This window comes from Stagnimonas sp. FW305-C-60 (assembly GCF_058782965.1).
In genome coordinates this window covers 164,501-190,699 of sequence record NZ_JBYSYF010000001.1, presented here as the reverse complement: position 1 = coordinate 190,699, position 26,199 = coordinate 164,501, and the positions used below count along the sequence as shown (strand labels likewise).

Genomic DNA, 26,199 nt, shown 5'->3' with positions numbered 1-26,199 from the left:
TCGTCAAGTGATGTTAGAGGGCTGGCAGCGCCGTCCGCTTTGGGCTGGAGCCGGGAGCCCAAGTAGCTCCGGAGGCGTTCGGCGCCCGCACCGAAACCTACACCGGGCAAGCGCGCAGCCTAGCTTTCCCGACTGTCCGCGTAGCTCCGCTGTGGCCCAAGCCGAGCCTGTTCCTCCTCGGTATACAGCCGCGAGCGAGTCAAAAAACGTCGGTCGCTGCCGTTGTCGAGCGAGAACATGCCGCCACGCCCCGGCACCACGTCGATGATTAGTTGGGTGTGCTGCCAATAGGCGAACTGCGGTTCGCTGATGAAGAACTCCGCGCCGCCGATTTCCCCGAGGCGGATGTCGCGGTCGCCGACGATGAAGCCGCCGACCGGATAGCACATGGGCGAGGAGCCGTCGCAGCAGCCGCCGGACTGATGGAACAGCACGGCGCCGTGCTCGGCGCGCAACTCGTCGATCAAGCGCAGGGCGGCTTCGGTCGCGACGACCCTGGGGAAGATGTCTGTGGTCATGACGCCTCCTAAATGACCCCGCGCCGGTCCGGGTTCTTGAGCCGGCGCGGGGGCGTGAGTGCCTCAGAAGCTGAGCTTGATGGTGCCCACGACCCGGCTATCGAGAATTGCGCCGGCCTCGTGCGCGTCGGTATCGTGGTAGCGCAGGTCGGCGGAAACCAGCTTGCTCGCCGCCCAGCCCAGGCCGAGATTCCAGGTGGCGTAGTCGAGCCCGGTGCCGACGTCCTGCTTGCCGTAGGCGCCGGAGACCGACCACTGCGGGTTGAGGTTGTAGCTGGCGTTGAGCTCGGCATAGGTGCCGGAGTCATCGGAGCCGAAGTAGTCGCTGGTGTAGAAGAGCGCGGCGCCGGCATTGACCGGCCCCAGCGGATGGCTCAGCGCCAGCTTGTACTCGAGGGTGTCGATGTCCACGCCGGCGGGCTGGTCGTGGTAGCCGTAGCGGACCAGGCCGAGATCCAGGCCCAGGGCGCCCAGCTTGGTGGTCCAGCCGGCCCAGAGGTCGTACTCGAAGTCGATGCTGTTGCCGAAGTCGACGTTCTCGGCGCCGGCACCCACATAGAAGCCACCGGCGGCGAGATTCACACTGCCGAAGACAAAGGGGTCTTCGTTGGTCTGGCTGACGCCGCGGAACACGTAGTCGCTGGCGGCGCCCAGCGTGTAGGAAATCTGCGGAGCCTCGGCCAGGGCGGGCCCTGCCGTGCAGCTCAGGATGGCGGCCAGCAGCAGGCCTTGCCCTTGGGGGCGGAAATTGGTCATGGTCATCTCCTCGTGGATTTTTTGTAGGTCTGTGGCAATGGGCGGGCGGCTTGTGGGCCGCCCGCCGAACGCGTGGCGCGGTTTAGAAGAAGCCCAGCGCCTTCGGGCTGTAGCTCACCAGCATGTTCTTGGTCTGCTGGTAGTGGTCGAGCATCATCCGGTGCGTCTCGCGGCCGATGCCGGACTGCTTGTAGCCACCGAAGGCGGCATGCGCCGGGTAGGCGTGATAGCAGTTGGTCCACACGCGGCCGGCCTGGATGCCGCGGCCGAAGCGGTAGCAGCGGTTGGCATCGCGGCTCCAGACACCGGCGCCGAGGCCGTAGAGCGTGTCGTTGGCGAGATGCAGGGCCTCCTCTTCGTCCTTGAAGGTGGTGACCGACACCACCGGGCCGAAGATCTCTTCCTGGAAGATGCGCATCTTGTTGTGGCCGGCGAACACCGTCGGCTGCACGTAGTAGCCGCCAGACAGGTCCCCGCCGAGCGCGGCGCGCGCGCCGCCGGTGAGTAGCTTCGCGCCCTCCTGCTTGCCGATGTCGATGTAGCTGAGGATCTTCTCCAACTGTTCGCTGGAGGCCTGGGCGCCGATCATGGTCGCCTCGTCCAGCGGCGAGCCCTGCTTGATCGCCTGCACGCGCTTGACCGCGCGCTCCATGAAGCGGTCGTAGATCTTCTCGTGTACCAGCGCGCGACTCGGGCAGGTGCAGACCTCGCCCTGGTTGAGCGCGAACATCGCGAAGCCTTCGAGCGCCTTGTCGAAGTAGTCGTCGTCTTCGCGCATCACGTCGTCGAAGAAGATGTTGGGCGACTTGCCGCCCAGCTCCAGCGTCACCGGGATCAGGTTCTGGCTGGCGTACTGCATGATCAGCCGGCCGGTGGTGGTCTCGCCGGTGAAGGCGATCTTGGCGATGCGGCTCGAGGATGCCAGCGGCTTGCCGGCTTCCAGGCCAAAGCCGTTGACGATGTTGAGCACGCCGGGCGGCAGCAGGTCGCCGATCAACTCGGCCCAGAGCAGGATGCTGGCCGGCGTCTGCTCGGCCGGCTTGAGCACCACACAGTTGCCGGCGGCCAGCGCCGGGGCGAGCTTCCAGGCCGCCATCAGCAGCGGGAAGTTCCAGGGGATGATCTGCCCGACCACGCCCAGCGGCTCGTGGAAGTGGTAGGCGACGGTGTCGTGGTCGACCTCGCCGATCGAGCCTTCCTGCGCGCGGATGCAGCCTGCGAAGTAGCGGAAGTGGTCGATGGCCAGCGGCACGTCGGCGGCCATGGTTTCGCGGATCGGCTTGCCGTTGTCCCAGGTCTCGGCCAGCGCCAGCAGGCGCAGGTTGTCCTCCATGCGCTGGGCGATGCGGTTGAGCACATTGGCGCGCTCGGTGCTGCTGGCGCGGCCCCAGGCGTCCTTCGCCTTGTGGGCGGCGTCGAGCGCCAGCTCGATGTCGGCGGCGCTGGAGCGCGCCACCTCGCAGATCACCTGCCCGTTGACCGGCGAGAGGTTCTGGAAATAGCGGCCGTCCACCGGTTCGCGCCAGTCGCCGCCGATGAAATTGGCGTAGCGGCTGCGGAATGGCGAGGCGGTGCTGTTGGTTTGCAGCAGGGGCATGTTCATCGGTACGGCTCCTCCGTTGTTGTGGTGTCGGAGCTGGCGAATAAATCTCCTGTGCTGTCCTGCTGCAGCGTCATGCGCTGCTCGCAATCCTCACGCACACAAGTGCGCTGCGGTTGCTGTGCTGGCCGAACCTTTAGTCGGTTCGGCTCCTTGCAGCAGGCCATGCTCGCTACGATTTCTTCACCAGCTCTCGGGCCTTAAGGGGCAGCGCCTGTGCCAGCCTGCGGCCAAGGTCGGGGTGGCCGGGCTAGACGCTTGAATGCGGTCGGAAATTCGGCGGCGCCGGACGCGGCTGGCGAGCCTTCGCGTTTGCGTTTGCGCCGCGTCTATGTAACTTGGGGGAACAGGGTGCGGAGCAGGTGTCGCAGATTGCGACAGTGACCGAGGAGACCCCATGCAAGCCACGAACGATCATCAATCGGTGCTGGCCGCCAGACGCCGCTTCTTCGAGGATGGCCGCACGCCGCGCGGTCTGATCGCAGAACCGATCCTGCGCTCCTGGACGCGTTGCGCGGCGCTGGGCCTGGAAGCTGCCAAGACGCCCGAGGTGGCGACGCTGTCCAGTGGTGGGCTGCGCGAGGCCTGTGAGCGCCACGAGCAATTGCGCCGCCTGTGCCGGCCGGAGATCGAGTCGCTGTATCTCGATGCCCGCGACACCGACAGTGTGGTGATCCTCACCGACCCGCAGGGCCTGGTGCTCGACGCGGTCGGCAGCACCGACTTCGCCGACAAGGCGGCCCGCGTCGCCCTGCGCCCCGGCGTGCAATGGCACGAGGCCGCTACCGGCACCAATGCTATCGGCATGGCGTTGATCGAACGCCGGCCGGTGGCGGTGCGCGGCGCCGAGCACTACTTCGCGCCGCACCGCATCCTGAGCTGCCACGCCGCACCGATTCTGGAACCCGATGGCCGGCTTGCCGGCGCGCTCGATCTCTCCGGCCATGCGGCGATGCCGCATGCCCACGCCCTGGGTCTGCTGCGGGTGGTGGTGGACCAGATCGAGCACCGGCTGTTCGAGGGCCGCTACCCACACTGCCAGGTGCTGCGCCTGCACAGTGAGCGCGGCCATCTGGGCACCGCGCGCGAGGGCGTGCTGGTGTTCGATGGCCCACGTCTGGTCGCCGCCAACCGTCATGCCCTGGCGCTGCTCGGGCTGGACTGGGACAGCCTTGGGGAATGCCGCTACTCCGAGCTGTTCGCCACCACGCTCTCGCAGTTGCGCGACGGCGCGCCGCTGCGTGGCCTGCGCGGTCGCGAATTGCATGGCCGGCTGGACCCGGAGGCGGCGCGGCCTCTGGCCATGAGCCCGACCGCCGCGGCGCCGGCCCGGTTGGCGCCGGCGGCCGAGGCCATCGTGCTCGACGCCGCCGCGCGCAAGGCGCTGGCGCGCGCCAGCCGCATCCTCGACGCCGACCTGCCGGTGCTGCTGCAGGGCGAGACCGGCGCCGGCAAGGAGGTGTTCGCGCAGCAGCTGCACGCCGCCTGCAGCCGCGCCCAAGCGCCGCTGGTGGCGGTGAACTGCGCGGCGCTACCGGAAAACCTGATCGAGTCCGAGCTGTTCGGCTACGAGGAAGGCGCCTTCACCGGCGCGCGCCGGCGCGGCGCCGTCGGCCTGCTGCGCCAGGCCCAGGGTGGCGTGCTGTTCCTCGACGAAATTGGCGACATGCCGCTGGCCTTGCAGTCGCGCCTGCTTCGGGTCTTGCAGCAGCGCGAGGTGACGCCGCTCGGTGGCGGCAAGCCGGTGGCGGTGGACTTCCGCCTGATCTGCGCCACCCACCGCGATCTGCGCCAGGCGGTGGCGCAGGGTACTTTCCGCGCCGATCTCTACTACCGTATCGCGCAGTACACGCTGCCGCTGCCGGCGCTGCGCGAACACGCCGACCTGCCGGGCCTGATCGGCGACCTGTGGCGCCGCCTGCAACAGGGTCCGGCGGCGGAATTGCCAAGTGAACTGAGGGAGCGGCTGGCCGCGCACGACTGGCCGGGCAACTACCGCGAACTGGTTTCCTGCCTGCGCGCGCTGCTGGCGCTGGCCGGCCCCGACTACCGGCTGACTCTGGATGACCTGCCGCCGGCGCTACGCGATCCCCTGCCGCAAGTCGTGCCGCTGGCCACGGACGCCACACTGAGCGGGCTGGCCGAAGAAGCGATGCGCAGTGCGCTGACCGCCGCCGAAGGCAATGTCTCCGCCGCCGCGCGGCGCCTGGGGGTCAGCCGCAGCACCCTGTACCGGCGGCTGTTGCAGAAGCCGCACTGAGCGGCCGTCGCTAGCCGCCCAAGGTCAGGGCGCAGCTCTGGCCGACGTCCAGCACCCGCATGGTTCTGCCGGCGCCGAGCCAGAGCGCGCAGCACAGCGCGAGATCAACGATTTCCGCCTCGCTGAACTGCGCACGGTAGCGCTGCCAGAAGTCGCTGTCGGCGCGCAGCCCGACATGGGCACTGGCGAAGCGCTCGGCGTACTCGGCGGCGAGCTTCTCGCGTGCGCTGTAGATCGACGCGTCGCGCCAGTCCAGTACCTGCGCATAGAAGGCCGCGTCGAGTCCTTCGTTGTTGCCCTCGGCCCAGCGCGCGCCCTGGCAGACGCTGCACTCGTTGGCGAGCGCGATGCGCATGCGGGCGATCTCCTGCACACGTCGCGGCAACTGGCTCTGGCCGTAGACCGCGTTGCTGAAGGCGACCAGGCCCGGTGCCATCTCCGGCCGCAGGCTCATCCAGCTGCCGAGATCGTCAACGACGTTGATATTGGGCATGACGGCTACTCCGGTGCTGACAGGCCGGCGACCCAGGTCTGGGTCTGCTCGTAGAGGCGCGCTGCGACGGCCTGATCGGCGCTGTCCGGGCTGGCGTTCGCCGGCCGGCAGCGCCGGTAGTAGCGGCCGCCCGCCGCGTCGGGGCTGGTGGCGCAGTACAGCGAGGTCTGCGCGCCTTCTTCCGGGCTGAGCAGGAACAGCCGCTCGATGGGCGCCAAGGCGCGGCGCAAGGCCTCCAGGCGCGGGTTGCCGGAAAGGCCGCGGTCGGCGATGTTGGTATAGACCGCGCCCGGATGCAGGCAGTAGCTGCGCAGGCCCTCGGTCGCGCCGTAGCGGCGCTGTAGCTCGAAGCTGGCATGCACCAGCGCCAGCTTGGAATTGCCGTAGGCCTGCCAGGAGTCGTAGGGCCGCTGCCGGCCGAACAGGTCGCTATTGCGGCCGCGGACGTGCAGCTCAGAAACCAGATTGACGATGCGCGCACCGCCCTGGCGGTGCGCGGTCTCGCGCAGCAGCGGCAGCAGGCCCAACGTCAGCTGCAGGGTGCCCAGGTAGTTGGTGCGCCAGTGGATCTCCTGGCCATCGGCGCTGAGCCGCGGCTGCCGCCATTGCGACAGCAGATCGAGATGGATGCCGGCGTTGTTGACCAGCACGTCCAGCCGCGCCGCCGGCCGCGCCAGATACCAGGCGAGGAAGCGCCGCACCGAGCCGGCGTCGGCGAGATCCAGCGGATGGCCTTCGATGGTCCCCGCCGCCGCGTTGCCGGCCAGCTGCCCTTGCAGGCCGGCTGCCACGGCGGCGGCGTTGCCGCGGGTGGTGACCACCAGGTCGGCGCCCCAGGCCGCCAGCTGGCGGGCGGTCGCCTCGCCGATGGAGCCGGGCGCGGTGCCGGTGACGATGATCTGCCGGCCACGCAGGTCCACCGCCGGCGCCAACGGCACCCGCCGCAGCCAGCGGCCCAGACCGCCGCTCATGCGCCGGCCTCGAAGTCGATGACGGTGACCGCCTCGCCCTGGCCGTCCCAGTTGGCGGAGGCCTGCTGGCCGGCGCTGAAGCCCTCGATCACCACCGGCACCGCCTCGATGAATTCGTAGAGCGGCCCGGGCTCCTCCGGGTGCTCCAGATAGGCGACCCGCACCAGGCCATTGCTGGCCTCGAACACTGGCCGCCAGCCGCGCGCCCGGCCTGCGGCGACATCGCGATCGAGATCGGCGGAGTGCCAGGCGAGGTGGTGCATGCCGACGATGGGTCGGCCGTCCGCGTGCTGATAAGGCGAGGGTCGGTCGCTGACGGGCTGGATCAGTTCGATCTGCATCCCGTCCTGGTACGACAGGCCGACATGCAGCTTCACCTCGGTGGTCTCGCCGCGACAGACGCCCTGCATGCGCGCGTTGCGGTAGACCAGCCAGGGACCGACACCGGTGGTGGCGATCCAGCGCGTGATGGCGGCGTCGAGATCCTCGACGACGTAGGCGAGCTGTTTGATCGGGCCCCAGGCCTTGGGATTCATGGGGCCGCGCGGGCTAAGCCGCCTTGTCCTTCAACAAGCCCCGCTCCTTGGCCATGGTCAGCGCGGTGTCTTCGATCATGTCTTCCTGGCCGCCGATCATCTTCTTGCGGCCCAGCTCGACCAGGATGTCGCGCGCCGGCAGGCCGTACTTCTTGCCGGCACGGTCGGCGTGCAGCAAAAAGGTCGAGTAGACGCCAGCGAAGCCCAGCGTCAGCGAGGAGCGATCGACGCGCACGATGTGATCCATCATCGGGAAGATGACGTCCTGGGTCAGATCCATCAGCTTGAACAGGTCGCAACCGGTCTCGATGCCCATGCGGTCGCAGACCGCGATGAAGACTTCCAGCGGCGTGTTGCCGGCGCCGGCGCCGAGGCCGCCGACCGAGGCGTCGATGCGGGAGGCGCCTTCTTCAATCGCCGCGATGGAATTGGCGATGCCCATGCCGAGGTTGTGATGGCCGTGAAAGCCGATCTCGGTTTCCGGCTTGAGCACGGCGCGCAGGGCGCGCACGCGCTCGATCACATCGTTCGGCAGCATGTAGCCGGCCGAGTCGGTGATGTAGACGGTCTGGGCGCCGTAGCTCTCCATCAGCTTGCCCTGCTCGGCGAGCCCCTTGGGGTCGTTGAGATGGGCCATCATCAGAAAGCCGGTGGCGTCCATGCCGAGCTTGCGCGCATAGGCGATGTGCTGCGGGCTGGTATCGGCTTCGGTGCAGTGGGTGGCCACATGCACACTGCGCACGCCGTGGTCATAGGCGCTGTGCAGTTCCTTCATGGTGCCGAGGCCCGGGATCAGCAGGCAGGAAACCTTCGCCCGCTTCATCTTCGGGACGACCGCGTCCCAGTATTCCTCGTTGCTGTGCATGGCAAAGCCGTGCTGCAGCGAGTTGCCGCCAAGCCCCGCACCGTGCGAGACCTGGATCAGCGGCACGCCGGCATCGTCGAGCGCAGTGGCGACCTTGACCATCTGCTCGGTGGAGATCTGCTCGCGCTTGGCATGCATGCCATCGCGCAGCGCCATGTCATGCACCAGAACCCTGCGGCCCTTGAGATTTTTCAGCTCGCTCATGTTATGCGGCCTCCTTCAATGCCTTCAGCTGGTAGCGACCCGCCAGAATCTCGGTGGCGAACATCTCGGCAGTGCGGGCGGCGGCAGCGGTCATGATGTCGAGGTTGCCGGCATAGGTCGGCAGGTAGTCGCCCAGGCCGGCGACCTCCATGAAGCAGGCGACCTTCTTGCCGTCGAACACCGGGCCGTTCACCAGCCGGTAGCCGGGGACGTACTTCTGCACTTCCTTCACCATCTCCAGCACCGATGCACGGATGCGCTCCTGATCCGGCTCATCGTCGGTCAGGCAGTAGATGGTGTTGCGCATGATCATCGGCGGGTCGGCGGGATTGATGATCACCAGCGCCTTGCCGGTACGCGCGCCGCCGACGGCGCAGACCGCATTGGAGGTGGTGTAGGTGAATTCGTCGAGGTTGGCGCGGGTGCCCGGGCCGATGGACTTCGACGACACCGTGGCGATGATCTCGGCATAGCCCACCGACTGGACGCGTGCCACTGCGTTGACCATCGGGATCGTCGCCTGCCCGGCGCAGGAGATCATGTTGACGTTCATCGCCTGCGCCTTGGCGTGGCTGGCGAGATTCACCGGCGGCACGCAGAGGCCGCCGATGGCGGCGGGCGTGAGGTCCACCATCAGCACGCCGAGCGCGTTGAGCTTGTCGGAGTTGGCCTTGTGGACGTAGGCGCTGGTGGCATCGAAGGCGATCTGCACGCCGTCAGCCAGCACATGCGGCAGCAGGCCGTCGACACCCTGGTCGGTGGTCTTGAGGCCCATCTCGCGGGCGCGCTTGAGGCCCTCGGAGGTCGGGTCGATGCCGACCATCCACACCGGATCGAGAACCGGGCTGCGCTTGAGCTTGTAGATCAGGTCGGTGCCGATGTTGCCGGGACCGATGATGGCGCACTTGATCTTGGTCATGACTCTTGTCTTCAGCGTTGGAGGCCTCAGGCCTCGAAGGAAATGGAGGCCGCACCGATTCCGGCCAGCGTCATCTCGAAGCGGTCGCCGGGCAGTGCCGGCAGCAGCGGCGCCAGCGAACCGGAGAGGATCACCTCGCCGGCGAGAAAAGGGATGCCGAAGCGGCCCAGCGTGTTGGCCAGCCAGGCGACGGCCGTGGCCGGATGACCCTGCACGGCGGAGCCTAGGCCCGAGGCGACGTGGGCGCCGTTCTTGGTGATATCCATCTTCACCGCCGCGAGATCGAGTGCCAGCGGCTTGACGCGGTCCGGGCCGATCACGAACACGCCGCAGGAGGCGTTGTCGGCGACGGTGTCCTGGATCTTGATCTTCCAGTCGCGGATGCGGGAATCGACGATCTCGAAGCAGGGCGAGACGTAGTCGGTGGCGTCCAGCACCTGGTCCTCGGTGACGCCCGGGCCTTTGAGGTCCTTCTTCAGCACGAAGGCGATCTCGCCTTCGGCGCGCGGCTGGATCAGGCCGGCCTTGGCGAGCGAGACGCTGCTGCCGTTGCCCATCCACATGCGGTCGGTGAGAAAGCCGAAGTCCGGCTGGTGCACGCCGAGCATGTCCTGCACCGGCTTGCTGGTAACACCGATCTTCTTGCCGACGATCTTCTCGCCTTCGGCGGTGCGCCGCTCGAGGAAGCGCAGCGAGATGCGGTAGGCGTCGTCGATGTCGATGCCGGTTTCGCGGTTGGTGAGTGGCTCCAGCACGGAGCGCGAGCGCAGGGCGGCGAACAGCTCGTCGCCGAGGGCGGTGATGCGGGAAGCGGGGAGTGCCATCGGGCTCAACCGTTGTTCAGGAAGTCGAGCACGGTGCGATTGAACAGCTCGCGGTGTTCGATCATCACCCAGTGCCCGCAGTTGGGCACCGTCAGCAGGCGGCCGTTCTTCAGGCCCTTGGCCAGTCGCAGGATGCCGTTCTCCGGCATCATGTTTTCATTGATGCCCCAGAACGTCAGCGCCGGGCACTGGATCTCGCCCAGGCGCTCGGTGAGGTTGGGCACCTTCATGGTCTTCATCACCTGCGGGTTCTGCAGCTTCATCAGCGCCAGCCGCTCGGCGACTAGCGCGTCGTCCACGCAATCCGGGTTCACCACGAAGGCCTTGATGAAGAAGGCCTTCATCGTCTCGTGGGTGAACGGCTGGCCGGTGGCCATGTGCGCGAACATCGCCGCCATGCCCGGCATCGCCAGGTAGTCCGGCATGTCGCTGACGCCGCCCGGCGCCATCAGCACCAGGCGCTCGACGTTCTGCGGATGGCTCAGCGCAAAGCCCAGCGCCACCGCGCCGCCCAGCGAATTGCCGACCAGCGTGACCTTCTCGACACCGATGGCGTCCAGCGCCTGCTTCACGCATTCGACGAAGAAGGCCAGCGGGTATTCGACATCCGCCGGCTTGTCGGAGTAACCGAAGCCGATCAGGTCGGGCAGGATCACGCGGTAGCCGGCCTGGACCAGCGCCGGATAGTTGCCCTTGAAGTTGCTGTAGCCGCTGGCGCCGTTGCCGGAGCCGTGCAGGAAGACCACCACCGGCCCGCTGCCTTCGTCGAGGTAATGGACGCGGTAGCCATTGGCCAGCGTGACGTAGCGGCCTTCCGGCACCGGCAGATTATGGGTAGGGCTGGACATGCGGCGGGGGACTCCCGGCAAGCGGCTTGTGAGTGCCGCGCATGTTTGCCAAACGGGTGCCCAGCAGCGTCACCCAATCGGACTACGGAAGCCCAGGGCCCTTGGCCTAGCATGTGGCCCAAGACAACCACCGCCAGGCTCGACGCGCTCGCGGGCGCGAAGCGGCGGAAACCGAAGTAAGGAACAGCGTCCAGTGTCGGAAACCAATGTCGTCCTGATCACCGGCGGCGCCAAGGGCGTTGGCCGTGGCATCTCCGAGTGCTTCCTCGCGCGCGGCGCGAAAGTGATCGTCTGCGGTCGCGAGGCGCCAGCGGAGTTGCCGACGGTGGCCGGCAACGTCGCCGAGTTCATTGCCTGCGATGTCCGCGACGCGGGCGCCGTCGAGGCGCTGTTCGCCACCATCGCCGAGCGCCACGGCCGGCTCGATGTGCTGGTCAACAATGCTGGCGGCGCACCCTTCGCGCTGGCCGCCCAGGCCTCGCCGCGCTTTCACGAGAAGATCTTTGCCCTGAACCTGCTGGCGCCCCTGCACCTCGCGCAGAAGGCCAATGCCCTTATGCAGCAGCAGGCCGGCGGCGGCGCCATCGTCTTCATCGCCAGCATCTCGGCGCTGCGGCCCTCGCCGGGCACCGCCGCCTACGGCGCCGCCAAGGCGGCGGTGCTGAGCCTGGTGCAGTCGCTGGCGGTGGAATGGGCGCCCAAGGTGCGTCTCACCGCGATCAGCCCCGGGCCGGTGCTCACCGAGCATGCCGACCTGCACTTCGGCGATGCGCAAGGCGTTGCCGCGGTCGCCGCCACCATCCCGCTCGGCCGCCTGGCCGAGCCGCGTGATATCGGCGAGGCCTGCGTCTGGCTGTCCTCGCCGGCGGCGGCCTATGCCTCCGGGACCAATCTGGTGCTGCACGGCGGCGGCGAGCGGCCGGCGTTTCTGGCGGCGGCCAGCGCCAACAAGAATTAGACCTTCGAGGCCCGCCACCGCGGGCCAGGAAACGGTCTATGCATATCCGTTCCGGCGACGTACCGGAGCGGTTAGAACGTGCTTTTTGGAGAGAGGCGATGGCGAGCGGCGAACGACGGCCGGGGTCGACGGCGGGGGCGGTTTTGTGGGCGCTGTGGACGCTGGGCTTGGCGGCTTGCGGCGATAGCGCCGCGCCGGAATCCAGTGTGCCGCCGCTGGCGGGTGCCAAGTGCGAAAACTATCAGGCGCTGCGTCAGCCGTTCTTCGGTGATCTGCACGTCCACACCAAGTACTCGCTGGACGCCAACACCCAGGGCACCCTGATCGGACCGCACGAGGCCTATCGCTTCGCCCTCGGCGAGCGGCTGGGCATACAGCCCTACAACGAGCAGGGCGAGCCGCTGCGTTACTCGCAACTGGCGCGGCCTCTGGACTTCGCCGCGGTCACCGATCACGGCGAGCTGTTCGGCGAAACCGAGATCTGCACCAATCCCGATCTCGCCGGCTACAACTCGCCGGAGTGCCTGCTCTACCGCGCGGCGCCGGCGCAGTCCTTCATCCTGTTCAACTTTCTCGGCCCCGGCTTAGTCTCGGTGGGTGGCGCGCCGATCCCGCGCCTGCCGTTCTGCGGCCTGGGTGGCGAGCGCTGCCTGGAGGCGGCGAAGACGCCCTGGCGCGACATCCAGCAGGCCGCCGCCGCGTACAACGACGAATGCCGCTTCACCAGCTTCGTCGGCTACGAGTACACCGCCGCGCCCTTGTCCAACAATCTGCACCGCAACGTCATCTTCCGCAGTGAGGTGGTGCCGGAGATTCCGCCGTCCTATCAGGAGTACCCGGCGCCGGAACTGCTCTGGCAGGCCTTGTCCGAGCAATGCCAGAACGCCCAGGGCTGCGACTACCTGACCATCCCGCACAACTCCAATCTCTCCGGCGGGCTGATGTTCCAGACCCGCGATGTCTACGGCCTGCCTTACGACGCCGACCTGGCGCGGCAGCGTCAGCTCAACGAGCCGCTGGCCGAGATCTACCAGCACAAGGGCCAGTCGGAATGCCTGGGCACCACCGGCGCCGGCCTGGCCGACGAGCAGTGCGGCTTCGAGCTGCTGCCTTACCGCAACTTCACCGGCAGCCAGGTTAGCCCGGCCGCCAGCGGTGCGCCGCTGGAGCAGGACTTCCTGCGCGCGGCGCTCAAGGACGGTCTGCGTCTGGAGCGCGAACTGGGTGCCAATCCCTTCAAGTACGGCTTCATCGGCAGCTCCGACACTCACCTGGGCACGCCCGGCAATGTCGCCGAGATCGACTACCCCGGCCACGGCGGCGCTGGCGGCAGTGCCCGGGGTGAACTGCCGGCCGGTCTCACCGACCGCATCGAGAACAGCCCCGGTGGCCTTGCCGTGCTCTGGGCTGAGGAGAACAGCCGCGACTCGCTGTTCGCCGCCATGCGCCGCCGCGAGGCCTATGCCACCAGCGGCACCCGGCCGGTGCTGCGCTTCTTCGGCGGCGCCGAACTGCCCAGCGATCTCTGCGGCCGCCGCGACTTCGTGCAGCAGGGATACGCGCTGGGCGTGCCCATGGGTGGCGATCTCAAGCCGGTGGCGGCCGGCGCGCGGCCGCGTTTCGCGGTGTCGGCACTGCGCGACCCCGGCCAGGGCATCGAAGTGGCAAACCCCTTGCAACGCATCCAGATCGTCAAGGGCTGGCTCAATGCCGATGGCACCAGCCAGGAAAAGGTCTACGAGGTGGCCGGTGAAGCCGACAACGGCGCAAGCGTCGATCTCTCCAACTGCGAGCCCACCGGCAGCGGCCACGCCAGCCTCTGCGCGGTCTGGGAAGACCCGGAGTTCGACGCCGGCCAGTCGGCCTTCTACTACGCCCGCGTGCTGGAGAACCCCAGTTGTCGCTGGGCGACGCGCCAGTGCCTGGCCGCCGGCGTGGATTGCAGCAATCCCGACGCCGTGCCGGAGGCGTTCGCCGACTGCTGCAATGCCGACTATCCCAAGACCATCCAGGAGCGGGCCTGGTCGTCGCCGATTTGGTATCGCCCTGCGAGTCCATGAATAAATCTACTGCGCTGCCCAATCGCTGCGTCATGCGGTGCTCGCAATCCTCACGCACACGAGTGCGCTGCGGTTGCTGCGCTCCTAGTTCCTTGCGCTTGGGCATGCTCGCTACGATTTCTTCAAGGACTCGACGCGCATGCGTCTGAGGACTGTCCTTCGGGCGCCCTGGCTGCACTTCCTGCTGCTGGGCGGGCTGCTGCATCTGGGGCAGGGCCTGCTGCCGAGCGCGGCGGCGGCCTTGCCGGCCGGGGCCGCGGATGTGGAACGCCTGCGTCGCGACTGGCGCGCCGAGACCGGCCGCTGGCCCAACCGGGCGGAACTGCTGGCGAGCACCGAGCGCTGGCTCGACGAGCAGGCGCTGCTCGGCGAGGCCCTGCACCGCGAGCTGGATCTGCGCGACTCGGTGGCGCGTGAGCGTCTGCTCGCCAATCTGCGCTTCGCGCGGCCGGAGCTGGCCGGCGACGAGGCGGCGCTGCTCACCGAGGCACGCCGGCTGGGCATGCCGGCCAGCGATCTGGTGGTGCGCCGGCGCCTGGTGCAGCGCCTGGAGCAGGAGCTGAGCGCCGACCAGACGGTGGACGAGGCCGCGCTGCGCGCCTACGTGGCCGCGCACCCGGAGCGCTACGGGCAGCCGGAGCGCTACCGTCTGCGGCAGGTGTATCTGAATCGCGACCGGCCTGGACGCAGCGCCGCGCAGGCCGAACAACTGCTGGCGCGGCTTGCCGCCAAGCCGGACCTCGATGTCGCGGCCCTGGGCGACCCCTGGCTGCTCGATGGCGAGGAGGCTCCGCTGAGCGAAGAGCAACTACGTCAGCGCTACGGTGCTGGGCTGGTGGCGGCTCTCCGTGCGGCTCCGGCCGGGCAGTGGATCGGGCCGCTGGAGACCGCCTATGGCTGGCATCTGCTGCGCGTACAGGAGCATCAGCCCGCGCAGGCGGCGGACTACCCGGCGGTGCGCCAGCGCGCCGCCTACGCCTGGCTGGCCGAGCAGGAACCGGGCTGGCGGCGCGCGCGCCTGGCTGCGCTGCGCCAGCAACAGGGCCTGCCCAGCGCCGCCGTGCTGCTGGCCGAGGCGGGGCAATGAGAGCGGCGTTTTGGGGGCTGCTCATCGGCCTGCTCCTGGCCGGCGCGACAGGGGCGCATCCGCTGGCGCCGGCGCTGCTGGAACTGAGCCAGACCGGTGTGAGCGACTACGCCCTGCTCTGGCGCAGTCCCTTGACGCGCGCGGCGGGCCGGGAGCCGCAGCCCTTGCTGCCGGAGGGCTGCCGGCGTCTGGGCGAGTTGCGTATCGAGGACGACGCCGTCGCCCGCAGCCAGCGCTGGGCGCTGCACTGCGCCGCGCCCCTGGCCGGGCAGACGCTGCGCATCGAGGGCCTGGCCGGGAGCGGTATCAATGTGATCGTCCGCTACCAGCCCTTGCAGGGGCCGGGCTTGCAGAAGCTGCTCAGCGAGCGCGAGCCGGCCTGGACTTTGCCGGCCGCCAGCGCGCCGCCCTCGGTGTTCGCCAGCTATCTGCGGCTGGGCGTCGAGCATCTGCTGGGTGGCTATGACCACCTCTGCTTCGTCATCGCCCTGGTGCTGTTGCTGCGCCGGTCGCGCCCCTTGCTGCTGGCGGTGACCGCCTTCACCGTCGGCCACAGCCTCACGCTCAGCCTGGCGGTACTGGGGCTGGTGCGGGTCAACCCCGGCTTCACCGAGTTCGCCATTGCCCTGAGCATCCTCCTGCTGGCGCTGGAACTGCTGCGCCCGGACAGCGCCGGCCCTGGCCCGGTGCGGCGCTGGCCCTGGGCGCTGGCGGCTGGTTTCGGACTGCTGCACGGCCTGGGCTTCGCCGGTGCCCTGGCCGAGATCGGCCTGCCAGCAGGCGAGGTTCCGCTGGCGCTGCTGGCCTTCAACCTCGGCATCGAGGCCGGCCAGCTGCTGGTGGTAGCCGGTCTGCTGTTGGCAGGACTTGCCTGGCGGCAAATGCCCACCATCTTGAGTGCGGGTCTGGAGCGGGCGCTGCCGGCCTATCTGATCGGCAGTCTGGCGGCGTACTGGTGCCTGGAACGCGCCGGAAACTGGCTTGCACCCTAGGCTGAAGAAGTCCGGCGTGGATTTATGCTGCAATGCAACATAAAATGGTGATCTGGATTACTGGAGGTCGGTGATGATGAAAATTCTGGCAACGATTCTGGCCCTGGGGCTGATGGGTACCGCGCAGGCGCAGACCTCGGCCGACACCGTGCTCGACTGCATGCGCGCCAACCTGCCGCCCTCGCTGCGCATCCAGGACATCGAGCTGACCACCACCGACCGTGCTGGCGCCAGCCGGGTGCTCAAGGGCCGGGTCTACGGTCAGCAGGAGAAGTCCGCCAGTGGCAACCAGGTGCGCGCCATGCTGCGGGTGACCGCGCCGGACAACCTCGCCGGCGCCTCCTTCCTGATCCGCGAGGCGCGCCAGTACGCCGACGAGGGCCTCTATGTGTGGCTGCCTTCGGTGCGCCGGGTGCGGCGGGTGAGCGGCGAGTTCGCCGACGGCGCCCTGCTCGGCACCGACTTCAGCTACAACGACTTCAAGCAATTGCAGAACGCCTTCGGCGGCTTCAGCGCCGCGCAACTGGACCCGGAAACCGTGGCGCAGCGCCCGGCCTGGGTGCTCAGCTTCAAGCCGGTTCCGGATGCCAAATCGGCCTACACCGAAGTGCGCACCTGGGTGGACCAGAAGACCTGCGTACCGCTGAAGACCGACTTCTACGAGGCCGGCAAGCTGCGCAAGCAGCTGAGCGTCACGGTGGAGGCGATCAAGCGCGTCGACAACTACTGGTATCCGGCGATTGTCGAGATGAACGATCTTGATAGTGGCAGCCGCAGCACCCTGCGGGTGCTCGGTGTGCAGCCCGACGACAAGCTGGCCAGCCGTCACTTCAATCCCAAGCTGTTCTACATGCCGGGCTGAGCACCGGCAGGGCGGCTTTCTCCCTCCAACGGATGAGGTGAGGCGCGCCGGCTGACTCCGACAATGCGGTCACAACGACCGGTCGGAGGAGACAGGCATGACGCAGGCAGCATTCCCGCAAGGGGCGGTGTTGGTGTTCGGTGGCAGCGGCGGTATCGGCCAGGAAGTCGCGAAGAGTTTCGGCAAGGCCGGTTCCGATGTCGCCATCGTCTATCGCTCCAAGCAGGCGGTCGCCGAGAAGGTGGCCGGCGAGATCGCCGCCGGCGGTCGCAAGGCGACCATCCACAACGCCGATGTGCGCGAGGCCGCGCAGGTCAAGGCTGCCGTCGAGGCCGCCATCGCCGCGCACGGCCGCATCCACACCGTGGTCTGGGCCGCCGGCCCGGTGGTCGAGCAGGTGCATCTCGCCGACACCAGCGAAGAACTCTGGCGCAAGTCCATCGACATCGAGGTGCACGGCTTCTTCAATGCCGTGAAGGCGACGCTGCCGCACCTGCGCGCGCAGGGCGGTGGCTCCTATGTGCATCTCGGTTCCGCCGGCCATGTCTGGTGGCCGGCCAAGGACGGTCTCTCGGTGGCGCCGAAAGCCGCCAACGAGGCGCTGGTGCAGGGCATCGCCAAGGAAGAAGGCCGGCACAACATCCGCGCCAACAGCGTGCTGGTCGGCGTGATCGAGGCCGGCATGTTCCTGGAGCTCCTGAAGCGCGGCGTGTTCGACCAGGCCTGGACCGACGAAACCCAGAAGCTGCTTTGCATCAAACGCTGGGGCAAGCCGGAGGAGATCGGCAGCGCCGCCGTGTTCCTCGCCACCAATGGCTATGTCACCGGTCAGCAGATCAATGTCTCCGGCGGCTTCGGCGTCTGAGCCCCGCGAACCCATCCAAGGAGTTGTCCATGACCCTGCAACAACTGGCCGATCTCGAAGCCATCAAGCGCCTGAAGTACGCCTACTGCCGCTGTGTTGACACCGCCAACATCGAGGAGCTGAAGGACCTGTTCACCGAGGACGCCAGCGTCCGCTACGAGGGCGGCTCCTACACCTTCGAGACCGAAGGCCGCGACAAGATCCTGGACGGCATCCGCTACGCCTTCCACGCCGAGGCCATCGCCCAGCATCACGTCAATCATCCGGAGATCGACTTCGTCTCCGACACCGAGGCCAGGGGCACCTGGTACCTCAAGGACTGGTTCCTCGATCTCAACCGCAAGGTGATCACCGACGGCACCGCCTTCTACCGCGACATCTACGTGAAGCAGGACGGCCGCTGGAAGATCAAGCGCGCCACCTACAGCCGCGTCTACGAGATCGTCACCGCCTTCACCGACACCCCCAACATCACCGCCCACTACCTGGCCAAGCACGGCCAGAAGCTGCCGACCGAGAACAACGCGACGCTGCAGTGGAAGTGAGGCGTGGCGGCTGAGCCGACGCTGCGTGGCCGGGTCGCGCTGGTCACTGGTGCCAGCCGCGGCATCGGCCGCGCGATCGCGCGTCGGCTGAGCGCCCACGGCGCGGCGGTCGCGCTCAGCGCCAGCCCGCGTTCGGTCGAGGCGCTGAACGCGGCCCGCGATGAAATCCGCGCGGCCGGCGGCCGTGCCGAAAGCCTGGTCTGCGAACTCGCCGACGCCGAGGCGCGTGGCGCACTGGTGGCCCGCGCCGAGGCGGCGCTGGGGGCGGTGGACATCCTCATCAACAATGCTGCCGGCATCAGCGCCTACGCGCCGCCCAGCAAGATCGACCTCGCCGCACGGCGCGCGATGTTCGAGCTGAATCTGCAGGCGCCGATCGACCTCATCCAGCAGGCGCTGCCGGGCATACGCGCGCGTGGCTGGGGGCGCATCGTCAACCTCAGCAGCGATACCAGCACGCAGCCGCCGATACCGTATGCCGGCGGCGCCAAGTTCGTGCACGCGCTGGCGCTCTATGGTGCCAGCAAGGCGGCGCTGGACCGCTACACCACCGGACTCGCCGCCGAGCTGCATGGCAGCGGCGTCCACGTCAACGCGCTGCTGCCTTACAAGATCGCGCGCAGCGAGAGCGCCGAGCAGATCGCCCGCCAGACCGCCGCCACCCACCCGGACTGGGTGGAGCCGCTGGAGCTGATGGCCGAGGCCGCCTACCTGCTGGTGGCGGGCGCGCACCAGGGCGAGATCGCGGTGAGCCGCGCGCTGTTGCAGCGCTGCCAGCAGCCTCTGCACGCGCTGGATGGCGAGACCGTGATCGGCGACGCCCTGAGTCTGGTCCAATTTTCTTGAGTCGAGAGCGGCCCTCGGAAGACGGGCCGCCGCATGGAGAGCCGTAGCATGAGCAAGCAAGAGCAGCCTGGGTCCGCACACTGGTATTCCGCCGTCGAAGCGCCGGAGGTACTGAGCGATGTGGACGCCGGGCGCTGGGATGAGAGCGCCGACTTCGTGGTGGTGGGCTACGGCGGCGCCGGCGTCGCCGCTGCCATCGAGGCCGCCGAGCGCGGCCTGTCGGTGATTGCGCTGGACCGCTACGAGGGCGGCGGCAGCACCGCCCTCAACGGCGGCATCTACTACGCCGGTGGCGGCACCGCCATCCAGAAGCAGGCCGGGGTGGAGGACAGCGTCGAGGCGATGTTCCAGTACCTGCGCGGCGAGACCCAGGGCGTGGTCAGCGACGCCACGCTGCGTGATTTCTGCGAGGGCAGCGCCGCCTCGCTGGACTGGCTGATCGAGCGCGGCGTGCGCTTCGACGCCACCGTCTACGCGAAGAAGACCTCCTACCCGCCGCCGGGCTATCACCTCTACCACTCCGACAGCTCGCTGTGCGCCGCCCGCGCCGCCGTCGCCAAGCCGGCGCCGCGCGGCCACAAGGTGTATTCGCCGAGCACGGTGAAGGCCGCGACCGGCTTTGGCGTCGCGCTCACCGATCCGCTGCGCGCAGCGGCCGAGAAACTGGGCGTGCGCCTGCATCGCCACAGCGAGGTGCGCAAGCTCATCACCGACGCCAGCGGCCGGGTGGTCGGCGTCTCGCTCTGGCAGATCCCCGCCAGCTCGCCGGCCTATGCCGAGTACGCGCGGCTGCAGGGGCTCGCCAACAAGTACCTGCTGCTGCTGCCGCCGGCCTTCCCCGGCGCCGGCATCACCATGGCGCTGTCGCGCCGCTACGCCGCCAAGGCGCAGAAGCTGGAAGCACAGCACCGCGTCGAGCGGCGCATCCGCGCCAAGAAGGGCGTCTGTCTTTCCGCTGGCGGCTTCGTGTTCAACCGCCAGATGGTCGATCACCACGCACCCAAGTACAGCGCCGGCATGCCGCTGGGCAATCCCGGCGACGACGGCAGCGGCATCCGGCTCGGTCAGAGCGTCGGCGGCGCCACCGACCGCATGCAGCACATGAGCGCCTGGCGCTTCGTCAGCCCGCCCTCGGGCATGTCCTGGGGAATGATGGTGGACGGCCGCGGCAAGCGTTTCAGCGACGAAACCGCCTACGGCGCCGCCATCGGCTACGAGATCATCGAGCACTGCCAGGGCCGCGCCTGGATCGTGTTCGACGCCCGGCTCTACGCCGAGATCCAGAAGCAGCTGAAGTCCGGCGAGCTGTATCCCTTCCAGCGTGACCCCGCCAAGCTGGCGCTGATGTTCGCACGCAAGAAGGCGCCGACGCTGGAGGCGCTGGCGGCGAAATGCGGCCTGGATGCCGCCACGCTGAAAGGCGAGGTCGAGGCCTACAACCGCGCCGCCGAGGGCGCCGCGCCCGATGCCTACGGCAAGAGCGCCAAGGACGCCTGGGCAGTTCAGCAGGGACCGTTCTACGCACTGGATATCTCCATCCACAGCCGGCTGTTCCCGCTGCCGACGCTGTCGTTGGGCGGCCTGGTGGTGGACGAGAAGAGCGGCGCGGTGCAGCGCGCCGACGGCAGCGCTGTTCCTGGTCTCTTTGCCGCCGGCCGCAATGCCGTGGGCATCTGTTCGCACCTCTACGTCAGCGGCCTGTCGGCCGCCGACTGCATCTATTCCGGCCGGCGCGCCGCCGTCGCTGCCGCCAGCGCGGCTTAGGCCCGGTCTGCGTCGTCTCCGCCTCTGCGCGGCCGCGGAGGGGAGCTGGCCGTCGCCGGTTAGGTCGGGACCTCGTCGGCGACGCCGCCTGCACTCGCCCGCAGCGACTGCCGATACGCCTTCGGACCCAGGCCCTGCTGCTTGCGGAAGGCATGGCTGAAGTTGCTCAGCTCGCCATAGCCCAGGCGGTGCGCGATCTGGGCGATGCCGAGGCGGCCTTCGCGCAGCAATGCGCAGGCGCGCTGGTGACGGACCTCGGCGGCCAGTTGCCGGTAACTGCAGCGCTCGGTGCTCAGGCGGCGGGCGAGGCTGTGGGCGCTCATGTTCAGCAGCGCGGCCAGCTCCGCCTGGGTCGGTTGATGCGCATCGGCCTCGCGCAGCATCAGCCGCACCCAGTCGCTCCAACGGCGTGCCTTGCTGACCCCACTTTGCAGCTGCGCCAGTTCGGCACCGCCGATGCCGTCGTCGCCGGTGAGCGCCAGCGGCAAGGCCAGCAGCTCGCGCTTGAGCAGGGTGCGCACCTCGGGCAGCGGGCTTTCCACGAAATGCAGACGCAACTGCCGCAGCTCACGGTAGCGGTCGGCATGGGCCGGCCGTGCCATCGGCAGCCAGCACTCGTAGGCCGGCAGGCGGCTGCCCAGCAAGTCGTGCAGCAGGCGGTACAGCGAGACCACATGGACCTCGTAGAAGGCCCGTAGCGTATCGGCGGACATGCCGGCGGCCGGCCGCCAGAGCAGCTCCGCGTCCTGCGCGCGAGGGCGGTACAGCAGGCTGAAGCTCGGCGACATCAGCCGCGAATAGCGCGAGGCCAGTTGCAGCAGCTCATCGACGTTGGCGCAGCGGCCCAGGGCCTGCCCCAGCGGGCCATGCGTGTCGCGGGTGATGCGCAGGCCCAGCTCAAAGCCCAGATCGCGGCGCCCGCTGAGTCGGCCCAGTGCGCTCAGCAGACGGTCGAACTGCGCGAAGCCGAGCTGCGCCTCGGGATCACTCAGCAGGCTGGCTTCCACACCGGCCTCGCCCAGCGCCGCATCCAGCCAGGCCGGCTGGCCTTCGCGCAGATAGTCGAGCAGCGGCGCGGTGTAGCGCGTCGGCACATAGGGTTCGTAGAGCGGCATGGCTGGCGGCCGGTTTGCGGAAAAATCACAACTATCTTGCACAGAAATCACAAATTTCTGCCGCGGTGGCCGGGAATACTCACCGCCAGTCGCCGGCCATGTACCGGCGCCGCTACCAACCGAGGAGATATGCCATGACCCTGTTCTTCGAGAAGATCGACACCGCCCTGATCGATGTCGAGGCGCTGCCCTGGGCGCCGTTTCTGCCCTATACCGACCGCGCCTTCGTGAAGGCGATCAAGGTGGACCCCATCCGCGGCGAATGGATCACGCTGCTCAAGGCGCCCGCCGACATCGAGCTGCCGCGCCACCATCACTCCGGCACCGTGCATGTCTACACGATCAGCGGAAAGTGGAAGTACAAGGAGCACGACTGGGTGGCGACACCCGGCAGCTTCGTGTTCGAGACCGCCGGCACCGAGCACACCCCGATCGGGTTGGGCGAGGGCGAGGTGATCACCCTCAATATCGTGCAGGGCGACTGGAACCTGATCGACGAGGCCGGCCGGGTGCTGGCGGTGGAAAACTGGCGCACGGTGATGCAGCGCTATCTGGATCACTGCCAGCGTCACGGCCTCACGCCGGTGGACATCTCCAGCTTCACCGCCTGATGGCCGAGGGTGCTGGTGTGACCTACCCGCAGCGGAGCCTCCGGGTCGACGGCCTGAACCTGCGGCTGGTCGACGAGGGGCAGGGCCCGGCCGTGCTGCTGCTGCACGGCTTCCCTGACGACCACCGCGTCTGGCGCCGGCAGATCGCGGCGCTGGTGGCGGAGGGCTATCGGGTGATCGCTCCGGACCTGCGCGGCTGTGGCGAGTCCGACCTGGCGCCACGGGTATCCGACTACCGTCTGTCCCGGCTGTGCGCCGACCTGGATGCCCTGCTCGAAGCCTTGCAAGTGCCGCAGGTGGCGCTGATCGGCCACGACTGGGGCGCGGTGATCGGCTGGCACTTCGCCATGCGCTATCCGCAGCGGGTCAGCCGCTATGCGGCCTTGTCGGTGGGGCATCCGCTGGCCTATGCCCGGGGCGGACTGGAACAGAAGCTGAAGGGCTGGTACGTGCTCGCCTTCCAGTTGCGCGGCCTGATCGAATGGATGCTGCGCGCCCGCAACTGGGCCCTGTTCCGCCGCCTGACCGCGCAGCCCGAGGAAGCCCCGCACTGGATCGAGCGCCTGCGCCGGCCCGGCCGGCTGACCGCGGCGATCAACTACTACCGCGCCAACCTCGGCTTGCTCCTGCTCCGCCGCTACCCTCCGGTACGGATGCCGGTGCTGGGCATCTGGAGCGATGGCGACCGCTTTCTCACCGAGGCGCAGATGCGCGCCAGTGCCTCGCTGGTCGAGGGCCCGTGGCGCTACGAGCGCGTGACTGGCGCCGGCCACTGGCTGCAGTTGGAGGCCCCGGAGCGGGTCAACGCCCTGCTGCTCGGCTTTCTCAGAAACGGAGTCTGAACATGCGCTCTTACCGCTTCGAGCTGATTCTCGGTCTGGTCTTCGTGCTGCTGATCCTCGCGGTCTGGTGCTGGCAGAACCCCGGTGGCCTGCGCCAACCGCTGAGCCGGTCGGAACAGGAACACTTCCTCGCCGAGCTGGAGAAGCTGCCGCTGCCCGAGGCGGAGCGGCAGGCGCTACGGCCGGTGCTGAGCGCCTGGATGCAGGGCGACGACGGCCGGCCGTTCTACATGCTCAACCTGATGCGCTATCACCCGGCCTTGCAGCCGCTTCCCGGTGCCCCGGCGTTTGCCGGTACGCCGCAGCAGAGCAATGCGTATTACGAAGACCGGGTGATGCCTCTGCTGCTGAAGGTCGGTGGTCAGCCCCTCTACGCCGGCACGATTGAGGACGCCAATCTGCTCGAGCACGCGGAGGAGCTGGACCACTGGAGCCGGCTGTTGCTGGTGCGCTATCCCAATCGCCGGGCCTTCCTGAAGCTGCTCACCGATCCGGCCTATGCGCCGATCGAGCCCTACAAGTTCATGGCGCTCAAGGTGATGCTCACCCCCACCATGCCGGAGATGGTGCTGCCGCCGCTGCACGCGCTGCTCGCCGCTCTGCTACTGCCCTTGTATCTCGCCCTCGGCTGGTGGCGTGCCGTCCGCGCGCAACGAGCCTGAACCACGCCGCCGCCAGGGAGACTCCTCGATGAAATCCGTCGTCTGCCAGAACCACGAACTGCGCGTGCTGGACCGCCCGGCGCTGCGCCCCGCCGCCGGCCAGGTCCTGCTCAAGGTGCTGCGTTGCGGGATCTGCGGCTCCGATCTGCACATGCGCCTGCACTGCGACCATATGGATCGCCTGGTGCGCCGGGTCAACTACCAGCGCTTCGCCAATTCCGGGCAGGAGCTGGTGTTCGGCCACGAGTTCTGTGGTGAGGTGCTCGACTACGGTCCTGGCACGCTCGGCAAGCTCAAGCCCGGCAGTACCGTCTGCGCCCTGCCACTGCTGCGCAGCGGCGAGGACATCGACATGATCGGCCTCTCCACGCACGCGCCCGGCGCCTATGCCGAGCAGGTGCTGGTGCAGGAGTCGCTGATGATGCCGGTCCCCAACGGCCTGGCGCCCGATCAGGCCGCGCTGACCGAGCCGATGGCCGTCGCCCTGCACGCGGTGCGCCGCGGCGAAGTCAGCCGCAAGGACGTCGCCATCGTCATCGGCTGCGGCCCGGTGGGCCTGGCGGTGATCTGCATGCTCAAGGCGCTGGGCGTGAAGGCCATCGTCGCCAGCGACTATTCGCCGGGGCGTCGCGAACTGGCGCGTCGCTGCGGCGCCGATCTGGTGGTGAACCCGGCGGAAACCTCGCCCTACGCCGGTTGGCAGCAGCATGGCTTCCTCAACGGCTTGCCCGGCCTGCTCGAACTCGCCGTGGGCACCCGCGAGCAACTGGGTCGCCTGCCGTTCCCCTGGTGGCAGAGCTGGCGGCTGGCGGAGAAGCTGGGCCTGCAACCGAAGCGTCCGGTGATCTTCGAATGCGTGGGCGTGCCCGGCCTCTTGCAGAGCGTCCTCGACGGCGCGCCGATGCTCTCGCGCGTGGTGGTGGTCGGCCTGTGCATGCAGGCCGACACCATCGAACCGGCGATGGCGATCAACAAGGAGATCGAGCTGCGCTTCGTGCTGGGCTACTCGCCGCTGGAATACCGCGATGCCCTGCACATGCTCGCCGAGGGGCGGGTGCGCGGCGAGGCGCTGGTGACCGGCACGGTGGGGCTGGAGGGTGTAGCTGCGGCGTTCGCCGCGCTGGGCGATGCCGAGCGGCACGCCAAGATTCTGATCGACCCCTCTCGCGCTGGCAGCGCCTTGAGCTAGCGGCGGCGGCTAGCTCAGCGCCAGCCGCACGCCGGTCTGCTGCTCGCACATCTCCCACAGGCGCCGCTGCACTTCGGTATCCAGCGCCGCTTTCGAGGGCTGCACCCGCTTGGGATGGCCGGCGAACTGGCCGAAGCCGTCCGGGCCATAGAAGGCGCCGGACTGCGCCTCGGGCGCGGCGGCGGCGTAGATCACCGGCCAGGCGCCTTGGTCCGGATCCTGCCCCAGGAAGCGGAACACCAGCTTCTGGACATGCTCCTCGGCGCGGTCACGCCAGCGGCGCTGGGTGGTCTGCTGCTTGCGGTCGGAGCCCAGCGCGGTGCGGGCGACCCCGGGGTGCGCGGCCAGACTCATCAGCGGTAGACCCGCTGCCTGCGCGCGCCGGTGCAGCTCCAGCGCCAGCATCAGACAGGCGAGCTTGGCCTGGCTGTAGGTGCGCTGCGGTTCATAGCCGCGCTCGGCGTGCAGATCGTCGAAGTCGATGCGGCCATAGGCCTGCACCAGACTGGAGACATTCACCACCCGCGCCGCCGGCGCCTTCAGCAGTGCCGGCATCAGCAGGCCGGTGAGCGCGAAATGACCCAGCACATTGATGCCGAATTTCAGCTCGAAGCCATCGCGGGTGGTGGCGCGCTGCACCGGTGGCAGGATGCCGGCGACATTGGCGAGCACATCCAGCGGCCGGCCGTCTTCGAGCAGTTGATCGGCGAAGCGGCGGATGCCGGCCAGCTCGCCCAGATCCAGCGGCAGGAAGCGCAGCCGCGCGGTCGGCCACTGCGCGCGGATGCGCTGCACCGCGGCGGCGCCGCCAAGCTCGTTGCGGTCGGCGAGCAGCACCTCCGCGCCCCTGGCGGCCAGCGCGGCGGCGGTCTCGTAGCCAATGCCGCTGGCGGCGCCGGTGACCAGGGCGCGGCGGCCGTCGAGGGCGGGGAGTTGGGTAGGCGTCCAGGCGTTCTTGCTCATGCCGCTAGCGTCCATCGCCGGCGCGCGCGGCCGAATACCCGGTT

Annotated in this window: 26 protein-coding genes; 14 read left to right on the top strand and 12 right to left on the bottom strand. The window is 68.6% G+C overall.

What is annotated here, in order from left to right; genetic code table 11:
* Window positions 1-119: 119 nt before the first annotated feature.
* The 3 genes from AC3WT6_RS00915 to adh all read right to left on the bottom strand — a co-directional run bounded on the left by AC3WT6_RS00915 (window position 120) and on the right by adh (window position 2,877).
* Window positions 120-518 (bottom strand): DUF779 domain-containing protein, encoded by a 399-nt coding sequence (locus tag AC3WT6_RS00915; RefSeq protein ID WP_492651666.1) that lies wholly within the window; start codon window positions 516-518, stop codon window positions 120-122.
* Between the two features lie 63 nt (window positions 519-581).
* Entirely contained in the window at window positions 582-1,274 is a 693-nt protein-coding gene (locus AC3WT6_RS00910) for a TorF family putative porin (protein WP_492651665.1), read from the bottom strand.
* 82 nt (window positions 1,275-1,356) lie between these two features.
* Window positions 1,357-2,877 (bottom strand): aldehyde dehydrogenase, encoded by a 1,521-nt coding sequence (gene adh, locus AC3WT6_RS00905; RefSeq protein ID WP_492651664.1) that lies wholly within the window; start codon window positions 2,875-2,877, stop codon window positions 1,357-1,359.
* A gap of 394 nt (window positions 2,878-3,271) precedes the next feature.
* Between adh and AC3WT6_RS00900 the strand changes: the two genes are divergently transcribed.
* A complete protein-coding gene (locus AC3WT6_RS00900; protein ID WP_492651663.1) occupies window positions 3,272-5,134 on the top strand; it encodes a sigma-54-dependent Fis family transcriptional regulator in 1,863 nt (620 codons plus the stop codon).
* Between the two features lie 10 nt (window positions 5,135-5,144).
* Here AC3WT6_RS00900 and AC3WT6_RS00895 read toward each other — a convergent pair whose 3' ends face one another.
* From AC3WT6_RS00895 to AC3WT6_RS00865, 7 genes are read right to left on the bottom strand one after another with little or no spacing between them, the layout of a single operon-like run.
* The gene (locus tag AC3WT6_RS00895; RefSeq protein ID WP_492651662.1) at window positions 5,145-5,627 is read right to left on the bottom strand and encodes a carboxymuconolactone decarboxylase family protein; all 483 of its coding nucleotides are present in this window, start codon (window positions 5,625-5,627) and stop codon (window positions 5,145-5,147) included.
* Between the two features lie 5 nt (window positions 5,628-5,632).
* Window positions 5,633-6,598 (bottom strand): SDR family NAD(P)-dependent oxidoreductase, encoded by a 966-nt coding sequence (locus tag AC3WT6_RS00890; RefSeq protein WP_492651661.1) that lies wholly within the window; start codon window positions 6,596-6,598, stop codon window positions 5,633-5,635.
* The gene (locus AC3WT6_RS00885; RefSeq protein ID WP_492651660.1) at window positions 6,595-7,134 is read right to left on the bottom strand and encodes a VOC family protein; all 540 of its coding nucleotides are present in this window, start codon (window positions 7,132-7,134) and stop codon (window positions 6,595-6,597) included. The genes AC3WT6_RS00890 and AC3WT6_RS00885 overlap by 4 nt, the downstream gene beginning before the upstream one ends.
* 13 nt (window positions 7,135-7,147) lie before the next feature.
* Window positions 7,148-8,203, bottom strand: coding sequence for a 4-hydroxy-2-oxovalerate aldolase (gene dmpG, locus AC3WT6_RS00880; protein ID WP_492651659.1), 1,056 nt, complete (start codon window positions 8,201-8,203; stop codon window positions 7,148-7,150).
* Between the two features lies 1 nt (window position 8,204).
* Window positions 8,205-9,122: an acetaldehyde dehydrogenase (acetylating) gene (locus AC3WT6_RS00875; RefSeq protein WP_492651658.1), complete on the bottom strand. Its 918-nt coding sequence runs from the start codon at window positions 9,120-9,122 to the stop codon at window positions 8,205-8,207.
* A gap of 26 nt (window positions 9,123-9,148) precedes the next feature.
* Window positions 9,149-9,946: a fumarylacetoacetate hydrolase family protein gene (locus AC3WT6_RS00870; protein WP_492651657.1), complete on the bottom strand. Its 798-nt coding sequence runs from the start codon at window positions 9,944-9,946 to the stop codon at window positions 9,149-9,151.
* 5 nt (window positions 9,947-9,951) lie between these two features.
* Window positions 9,952-10,794, bottom strand: a complete 843-nt coding sequence (locus tag AC3WT6_RS00865) for an alpha/beta fold hydrolase (RefSeq protein WP_492651656.1) — start codon at window positions 10,792-10,794, stop codon at window positions 9,952-9,954.
* Between the two features lie 193 nt (window positions 10,795-10,987).
* Between AC3WT6_RS00865 and AC3WT6_RS00860 the strand changes: the two genes are divergently transcribed.
* The 9 genes from AC3WT6_RS00860 to AC3WT6_RS00820 all read left to right on the top strand — a co-directional run bounded on the left by AC3WT6_RS00860 (window position 10,988) and on the right by AC3WT6_RS00820 (window position 20,773).
* The gene (locus tag AC3WT6_RS00860; protein ID WP_492651655.1) at window positions 10,988-11,752 is read left to right on the top strand and encodes an SDR family oxidoreductase; all 765 of its coding nucleotides are present in this window, start codon (window positions 10,988-10,990) and stop codon (window positions 11,750-11,752) included.
* A gap of 98 nt (window positions 11,753-11,850) precedes the next feature.
* Entirely contained in the window at window positions 11,851-13,812 is a 1,962-nt protein-coding gene (locus AC3WT6_RS00855) for a DUF3604 domain-containing protein (protein WP_492651654.1), read from the top strand.
* 139 nt (window positions 13,813-13,951) lie between these two features.
* On the top strand, window positions 13,952-14,899 hold the full coding sequence (locus AC3WT6_RS00850) for a peptidyl-prolyl cis-trans isomerase (RefSeq protein ID WP_492651653.1): 948 nt from the start codon (window positions 13,952-13,954) through the stop codon (window positions 14,897-14,899).
* Window positions 14,896-15,891: a HupE/UreJ family protein gene (locus AC3WT6_RS00845; protein WP_492651652.1), complete on the top strand. Its 996-nt coding sequence runs from the start codon at window positions 14,896-14,898 to the stop codon at window positions 15,889-15,891. Before AC3WT6_RS00850 ends, AC3WT6_RS00845 begins: the two co-directional genes overlap by 4 nt.
* A gap of 73 nt (window positions 15,892-15,964) precedes the next feature.
* Window positions 15,965-16,753 carry an outer membrane lipoprotein-sorting protein gene (locus tag AC3WT6_RS00840; RefSeq protein WP_492651651.1) on the top strand — a complete coding sequence of 263 codons (789 nt, stop codon included), beginning with the start codon at window positions 15,965-15,967 and terminating at the stop codon, window positions 16,751-16,753.
* 97 nt (window positions 16,754-16,850) lie between these two features.
* Window positions 16,851-17,618 (top strand): SDR family NAD(P)-dependent oxidoreductase, encoded by a 768-nt coding sequence (locus AC3WT6_RS00835; RefSeq protein WP_492651650.1) that lies wholly within the window; start codon window positions 16,851-16,853, stop codon window positions 17,616-17,618.
* Between the two features lie 29 nt (window positions 17,619-17,647).
* Entirely contained in the window at window positions 17,648-18,163 is a 516-nt protein-coding gene (locus AC3WT6_RS00830) for a nuclear transport factor 2 family protein (protein ID WP_492651649.1), read from the top strand.
* Between the two features lie 3 nt (window positions 18,164-18,166).
* Window positions 18,167-19,009, top strand: a complete 843-nt coding sequence (locus AC3WT6_RS00825; protein WP_492651648.1) for an SDR family NAD(P)-dependent oxidoreductase — start codon at window positions 18,167-18,169, stop codon at window positions 19,007-19,009.
* 48 nt (window positions 19,010-19,057) lie between these two features.
* Window positions 19,058-20,773, top strand: a complete 1,716-nt coding sequence (locus tag AC3WT6_RS00820) for an FAD-binding protein (protein WP_492651647.1) — start codon at window positions 19,058-19,060, stop codon at window positions 20,771-20,773.
* Between the two features lie 59 nt (window positions 20,774-20,832).
* Here the strand turns inward: AC3WT6_RS00820 and AC3WT6_RS00815 are convergent, their stop codons facing one another.
* Entirely contained in the window at window positions 20,833-21,888 is a 1,056-nt protein-coding gene (locus AC3WT6_RS00815) for an AraC family transcriptional regulator (RefSeq protein ID WP_492651646.1), read from the bottom strand.
* 140 nt (window positions 21,889-22,028) lie between these two features.
* On the opposite strand from AC3WT6_RS00815, the gene AC3WT6_RS00810 reads away from it, so the two are divergent.
* From AC3WT6_RS00810 to AC3WT6_RS00795, 4 genes are read left to right on the top strand one after another with little or no spacing between them, the layout of a single operon-like run.
* Window positions 22,029-22,499, top strand: a complete 471-nt coding sequence (locus tag AC3WT6_RS00810; RefSeq protein ID WP_492652833.1) for a 2,4'-dihydroxyacetophenone dioxygenase family protein — start codon at window positions 22,029-22,031, stop codon at window positions 22,497-22,499.
* A 17-nt stretch (window positions 22,500-22,516) separates the two neighbouring features.
* Window positions 22,517-23,341 (top strand): alpha/beta fold hydrolase, encoded by an 825-nt coding sequence (locus AC3WT6_RS00805; RefSeq protein ID WP_492651645.1) that lies wholly within the window; start codon window positions 22,517-22,519, stop codon window positions 23,339-23,341.
* 2 nt (window positions 23,342-23,343) lie between these two features.
* Window positions 23,344-24,003, top strand: coding sequence for a DUF1330 domain-containing protein (locus AC3WT6_RS00800; protein WP_492651644.1), 660 nt, complete (start codon window positions 23,344-23,346; stop codon window positions 24,001-24,003).
* Between the two features lie 28 nt (window positions 24,004-24,031).
* Complete coding sequence (locus tag AC3WT6_RS00795; protein ID WP_492651643.1) at window positions 24,032-25,192, top strand: zinc-binding dehydrogenase; 1,161 nt, start codon at window positions 24,032-24,034, stop codon at window positions 25,190-25,192.
* A gap of 9 nt (window positions 25,193-25,201) precedes the next feature.
* Here AC3WT6_RS00795 and AC3WT6_RS00790 read toward each other — a convergent pair whose 3' ends face one another.
* Window positions 25,202-26,155 (bottom strand): SDR family oxidoreductase, encoded by a 954-nt coding sequence (locus AC3WT6_RS00790; protein WP_492651642.1) that lies wholly within the window; start codon window positions 26,153-26,155, stop codon window positions 25,202-25,204.
* Window positions 26,156-26,199 lie beyond the last annotated feature (44 nt).